Annotated in this window: 3 protein-coding genes; 2 read left to right on the forward strand and 1 reads right to left on the reverse strand. The window is 70.6% G+C overall.

Features of this window, described 5'->3' with window-relative positions:
• Positions 1 to 18 precede the first annotated feature (18 nt).
• On the reverse strand, positions 19 to 696 hold the full coding sequence (locus ENSA5_RS06970) for a LuxR C-terminal-related transcriptional regulator (RefSeq protein WP_106390848.1): 678 nt from the start codon (positions 694 to 696) through the stop codon (positions 19 to 21).
• 76 nt (positions 697 to 772) lie between these two features.
• On the opposite strand from ENSA5_RS06970, the gene ENSA5_RS06975 reads away from it, so the two are divergent.
• Positions 773 to 1,957 (forward strand): glycosyltransferase, encoded by a 1,185-nt coding sequence (locus tag ENSA5_RS06975; protein ID WP_146155407.1) that lies wholly within the window; start codon positions 773 to 775, stop codon positions 1,955 to 1,957.
• A gap of 81 nt (positions 1,958 to 2,038) precedes the next feature.
• Complete coding sequence (locus ENSA5_RS06980) at positions 2,039 to 5,758, forward strand: ATP-binding protein (protein WP_106390850.1); 3,720 nt, start codon at positions 2,039 to 2,041, stop codon at positions 5,756 to 5,758.
• Positions 5,759 to 6,453: the final 695 nt, after the last annotated feature.

The raw sequence follows: 6,453 nt of genomic DNA on the forward strand, positions 1-6,453 counted from the left end.
TCTCGCTACTGGGTCTCGCTATTGGCCTGGCGCGACCAGGCCGCGCTCGACGATCCACCGGGTCAGCGCCGCGCGCGAGCCGATCTCGAGCCGACCGTAGATGTGGTCGAGGTGGCTGGTGACCGTGCGCGGGCTGATGCCGAGCTGCTCGGCGATCGCGGCGTTGGTCATGCCGTTGGCGACGAGCTGGCTGACCTCGAGCTGGCGAGCGCTGAGCGGGATGTCTTCGAGCTTCGGTCGGCGGATGATGATCGCGGTCGAGTCCTCGGGCGCCTGGACCTCGGGGGCGATGACGTCCGGTGGGATCGTCGCCTCGCTGGGGCTCACGCTTGGGCCGAGCTGCCCGGGCGGGCGATAGACCAGGCGCAGGACCGCGTCGGGCCCGAGCGCGATCAGGTCGCCGGCTCGCAGGGGCCCGCGCTCGACCTTCTCTTCATTGATGATCAGCCCGTTGGTCGAGCGCATGTCGGCCGCGTCGATGCTGCCGTCGGCCCGGCGCGTGATCCTGATGTGGCGGCGCGACACGCCGGGGTCGTCGATGGTGATCTCGGCGCCCGGGAGCCGGCCGACGACGTAGCCGCGCGGGCGCTCGAGGGGGAAGACTTTTCCGCGGCTGCGGCCCTCGGTGACCTCGATGCACGGTACGAGATCGCCGTCGATCTCATCGGGCTCGCGGGGGCTGACGGGCTTGGCCATCGCGGCGAGCGTACCAAGCCGCGCCCACGATCGCAGGTGATTGGAAAACCGGGCGCGCGCGGGCTATCACCGGCTCGTGCTGACGACCGCGAGCAGCGTGGCGGCGATCGTGGCCCTGGCCTGGGGGGCCGTCCTGGCCTGGCTGGCGATCGGGGCGGCGCTCCAGCGCGCGTTGCTCCAGCGGCGCTTCGACGCCCGAACTCGGCCGAAGCTCGCGGGTCGCCGGGTCCTGATCATGCGCCCCTGCGCCGGTGACGAGCCGGGCCTGCTCGACAACCTCGTCTCGACCGCCGCGCTCGAGACCCAGGCCCGCGTCACGCTCGTGATGATGGTCGACGCCGCCGACGACGGGGCCCGGCCGGTGATCGAGGCCGCGCTCGCGCGCCTCCGCGCGGCCGGGCTCGAGGCTCGCTTCGAGCTTCACCCACCGACGGGGCCCAACCGCAAGGCGAGCATGCTCGCGGCCGTGCTCGACGGCGACGCCGACGCGCACGAGCTCGTGGTCAACGTCGACAGCAACGTCGACCTCGACGGCTACCCCCTCGACGAGGTGATCGCGCCGCTGCTCGACGAGGGCGAGCGCGTCGGCGCGTCGTGGGCTCCGTGGTCCGAGCGCCGGACCCAGCCCGGGCTCGGACCGCGGGCGTCCGAGGCGGTGCTCGGCGCCTCGCTCACCGCGTTCCCCTTGCTGTGTGGGATCTACAGCTATGGACTCGTCGGCAAGATCTGGGCGGCGCGACGCGAGGCCCTCGACGCGTGTGAGTTCGCGGGGCTGACCCACTACCTCGGCGAGGACCTCGAGATGGCCAGGCGCCTGCGCGAGCGCGGCTGGGGCATCGTCGCCGCGCCGGTCTTGGCCCGCGCGCGCGGCGGAGACCCCAGCTTCGCGCAGGTCGTCGATCGCCTCGGTCGGTGGATGCTCGCGGTCCGCGGTCAGCGTCCGCTGTTGTTGCCGACTTACCCACTGTTCTTTTTCGCCACACCGCTCGCGCTCGCGCTCGCCGGGTTCGGCCTCGTCGCGCGTCCACTGCTGGCGGCGATCGCTGCGGGGCTGATCGTATTCGCTCGGGTCGTGGTCGCGATCGCGGCGCAGTACTGGTCCGCTCGCAATATTGGGCCGCTGCGGGCGCTGTTCGAGGCCGTGCTGGGTGATGTCGCGCTCGGGCTCGCCTGGGTCCGGGCGTTGACGCGGCGCGAGGTCGCGTGGCGCGGGCACAAGCTACGCGTCGGGCCCGGCGGCCGGTTATCGAGCGCCGACTAAATTTTCGCGGGGGTCGCACCGACTGGACCCCACCACGGCGAGAGGCACTCGGCGCCAGCCACAAGCGCGGTCGCGTCTGGCATGATGGCGAAGGTGTCGCTGGAGTGGATCGCCAACCGCTTCCGAGTGCTCGAAGAGCTCGGTCACGGTGGCATGGGGACGGTCTACCGCGTCGTCGATACCCTCGGTGACGAGCGCGAGCTGGCGCTCAAGACCTTCCGCTCGGACATCCCGAGCACGCCCGAGCGACGGCTGCGCTTTCGCGAAGAGTTTCGGGCCATGTCGCGCCTGCGGCACCCGAACACGGTCGAGGTCTACGACTGCGGCTTCCTCGACGGACAGACCGAGTACCTGACCATGGAGTACGTCCGCGGCACCGAGCTGTCCGACATGCTCCGCGACGGGCCGCTCGAGTTCGACGCGATCTATCCCCTGATGCTGCAGCTGCTGCTCGCGCTCGAGTACATCCACTCGCGGCTCTACATCCACCGTGACATCAAGCCGTCGAACCTGCGCGTGCGCGAGGACGGCGTGCTCAAGCTGATGGACTTCGGGCTGATGGAGCTGCTCGGCAGCCGGTCCTCGACCACGGTGCTCGGGACCGCGAGCTACATGGCGCCCGAGGTCGTGATCGGCGGCGTCCTCGACACGGCCTCGGATCTCTACTCCGTCGGCTGCGTGCTCTACGAGATGGTCACCGGGCGCGTGCCCTTCCTCGGGACCCAGCACGAGACGCTCCAGGGCCACATCTCGCAGACGCCTGCGCCGCTCCGGGCGTTTCGCCAAGACGCGCCCGTCGGGCTCGAGGGCATCGTCCGTCGACTCCTGGCCAAGGAGCTGCGCGACCGCTACGCGAGCGCGGGCGAGGTCGCCGACGACATCGCCCGCTTGACCGGCACGCACCGGATCCGCCAGGACATCGCGCGCAACGAGAGCTACCTCGTCAGCGACGCCATGGTTGGCCGCCAGCACGAGCTGCGCGTGCTCGAGACCTTCGCCCGCGACGCCGAAGATGGCGAGGGGCGCTCGGTGTTCATCGGGGGCCCGGCCGGGGTCGGCAAGTCGCGGCTGATGGACGAGGTCCTGATCCAGGCCAAGCTCCGCGGCGTCCAGGTCATCCACGCCCAGTGCAAGCCGGGCACGAGCCCCTACGAGCCCTTCGTCACCGCGCTGCGGCCCTTGCTCTCGCAGTCGCAGCCCGCCGAGCTCGCCGGCCACCGCGACGTGATCGCGCGGCTCGAGGCCACCCGGGCCGAGCGGAGCGGCGACGACGAGCAGACCTTCGACAAGCAGCGCCTCGCCGAGGACGTGACCGAGTGGCTGCGCGTCTCGTCGGCTCGCAACGCGATCGTGTTCGCGGTCGACGACCTCCAGTGGTGCGACCTGCCCAGCCTCGCGCTGTTCAACCACTGCATTCGCAACTCGACCGCGTCCAACATCTTGTGCGTCGCGACGCTGCGCAGCGACGAGGCCTCGCTCGGGAACCCGCTGTGGTTCACGGTCCAGGAGGGCCTGACCGAGCACCTCGAGCTCCGGTCCTTCGACCGCGCCCAGGTCTGGCAGCTGATCGCCTCGATGTTGCCGCAGCTGCGGGTCACCGACGAGTTCGTCGACGCGCTCTACGACGCGACCGCCGGCAACGCCTTCTTCGTGACCGAGGTGATGCGCGATCTGATGGAGCAGGGCACCCTCGTCGCGAGCGAGGACGGCTGGTCGCTGCCGGCCAGCTTCGAGGTCGACTCGCTGCCCAGCAGCATCGACGCCGTGGTCCTCGACCGCATCGCTCGCCTCGACTCGGGCGCCCACGAGCTCGCGCGGATCGCCGCCGTGCTCGGTCGCTCGCTCGACCGCGCCGCCTTGCTCGCGCTCAGCGGCCTCGATGAAGACGAGCTGTTCGAGCGGGTCGAGGTCCTGACCGAGCGCCAGTTCTTGACCCGTGAGGACGGGTGCTACGCCTTCCCCCACGACCGCGTGCGCGAGGCCTTCTACGAAGATACGCCGCCCGAGCTGCGCGCGCGCCTTCACCAGCGCTGCGGCGAGTACCTCGAGGCCCACTCGCGCGAAGGTGGCACGGGGCCCGAGGGCCAGCTGACCGAGCTCGCGTTTCACTTCAGCCGTGGCCGAGACCGGCGCAAGGCCCTCGACTACACCTGCCGCGCCGGCGACCACGCCCACGCCGCCGGCTCGGAGACCCTTGCGATCGACTACTGGCGCGAGGCGATCCCGCTCGCCGAGGAGCAGGCCGGGCCGGACAGTGAGCTGGTCTTCAACCTCTGCGCCCGGATCGCCGAGGACGGCCTGGTGCTGTGGCCCGCGCAGGCCTTTGCGATGGCCGAGCGCTGCCGCAAGGCGCTCGAGGCTCGCGGCAACATCGACCGGGTCTGCGAGCTCGCCAAGGGGGTCGTCGCGGTCGTCGAGCGCCTGCCCGGGCCGATCCGCGAGCGCGCGATGGCCGAGCTGCTGCGCCAGCAGCCCTACCGCCACGAACCCGTTCCGAGCTCGCTCAAGCGCTACTTGCCGCCTCCGATCGCGAGCTGGCTACAGAAGGTGTTCGAGATCTATGCGCTCGCTTGTGTCGCCGCCGGCCTCGCTGGCGAGCCCCGGCGCGGCTCACCCCTGGGCGAGCGTGCTCTCGAGCTGCTGCCGTTCAAGGGCACGCCGCTCGAGGGCGCGATGTCAACCGCGCTCGCCGGGTGCCACCAGGCCGCTGGACACTTCGACAAGATGACCGAGGTCCTCGTCCGCGCCCGCGCGCTGTTGTTCGACACCGATCTCGGCGGGCAGTCCTTCGCCCTGTCGGCGCGAATCGGGACCGCCGTGTTCTCGAACTGCACGGTCTTCCAGGGCCGCCGCTTCGACCCCGGCATGGTCGACTATGGGATCGCCACGATCGACGAGCTCGACCACCCCGACTTCTACAACCAAGTCTGGGCCTACCCGTGCTTGTGGTACGCGTACACGGGCCGCCACGCCGAGGCGATGACCTTGGTCGAGAAGATCTCCGGCAACTGTCGGCGGATCGGCAGCCCGTCCTATCCGTGGCTGCTGTACATCAAGCCCTACCTGGCGTGGCAGCGTGGGTCCTACGAAGAAGCGCGGGCCCTCGTCGTCAGCGCGCTGCGCTATCCACAGATCGAGCGGATGATGCTCGCCCGCGAGTGCGCGAGCGTGCTCGAAGGGGAGATTTACCTCGCGACTGGCGAGCTCGACGAGGCCGAGCGGGTCTTCGTCGAGACCGAGCGGCGCGCCCACAAGGTCGGCATGGATCTCGTGATCATCCAGGCGCGGATCGGTCGGGGCAAGCTCGCCGCCGCCCGCGACGATCTCGCGGGCGCGCGCCGTCACCTCCGCGAGGCGCTCGGTCGCGCGGCCTCGGGTCCGGCCCGCAACCCGCTCCAGCACGCGATCGCCACCCGCCACCTGGCCCAGGTGTTGATCCGCGCGGGTGAGCTGTCGGGCGCCGAGGCGGCCCTGGTTCGGGCGATGAACTCGGTGACCTCCGTCGAGCAAGACAACAAGATCGAGGAGGGGCTGCTCTACCGCGTGAGCGCCGAGCTCGCCGTCGCCCGCGACGACAAGGTTGGCGCGATCATCGGGCTCGCGCGGGCCGAGGCGATCTTCACCGAGCTCGACAACAAGCACCTCGTGCGGACCACTCGAGACCAACGGATCGCCGCCGGCCTGACCCGCGACAGCGCGCCCGTGATCCACCCGCTCCCAGGCTTCGCCGCCAACGAAGCGATGTCAGTGGCCGACGACGAGACCGCCGAGATCAAGTACGAGAACGCCGAGCCTGGCTAGCACCCCGGGCTGCTAGGCGAGGAGTCCCTCAGACCCCCCACAGTCGCTGACCACCGCGGGGCTCACAGTTGCCAGACTTCTCCGCGCGTCCCACATCCCACGGCCAGAGCGACCGACCGGCCGCTTGCAGCCGTGCGTGGCAAAGTCGCAGACGCCGGGGGGGTCCAAAACAGCCCCCTTCTAGGGGGCCACACATGCCGTTGCGTAGCTCATGCCAGCCCACCGAGGGAGAGAGCGGAGCGAGCGACCGACCGGCCGCTTGCGGCCGTGCGTGGCAGAGTCGCTGACGGTCGGGGGGGGTCTAAAGGAGCCCCCTTCTAGGGGGCCACGCAAACGATGGCGTAGCTCATGCCAGCCCACCGAGGGAGAGAGCGGAGCGAGCGACCGACCGGCCGCTTGCGGCCGTGCGTGGCAGAGTCGCTGACGGTCGGGGGGGTCTAAAGGAGCCCCCTTCGAGGGGGCCACGCAAACGATGGCGTAGCTCATGCCAGCCCACCGAGGGAGCGGAGCGAGCGAGCGACCGGCCGCTTGCAGCCGTGCGTGGCAGAGTCGCAGACGCCCGGGGGGGTCTAAAGGAGCCCCCTTCTAGGGGGCCACGCAAACGATGGCGTAGCTCATGCCAGCCCACCGAGGGAGAGAGCGGAGCGAGCGACCGACCGGCCGCTTGCGGCCGTGCGTGGCAGAGTCGCTGACGG

Origin of the sequence: Enhygromyxa salina (assembly GCF_002994615.1) — a bacterium.
GTDB lineage: Bacteria > Myxococcota_A > Polyangia > Nannocystales > Nannocystaceae > Plesiocystis > Plesiocystis salina_A.

What these genes read in the sequence shown, in the direction of transcription:
- ENSA5_RS06970 (WP_106390848.1), bottom strand. Translation starts at nt 696, where the DNA reads ATGGCCAAGCCCGTCAGCCCCCGCGAGCCCGATGAGATCGACGGCGAT.
- ENSA5_RS06980 (WP_106390850.1), top strand. Translation starts at nt 2,039, where the DNA reads ATGATGGCGAAGGTGTCGCTGGAGTGGATCGCCAACCGCTTCCGAGTG.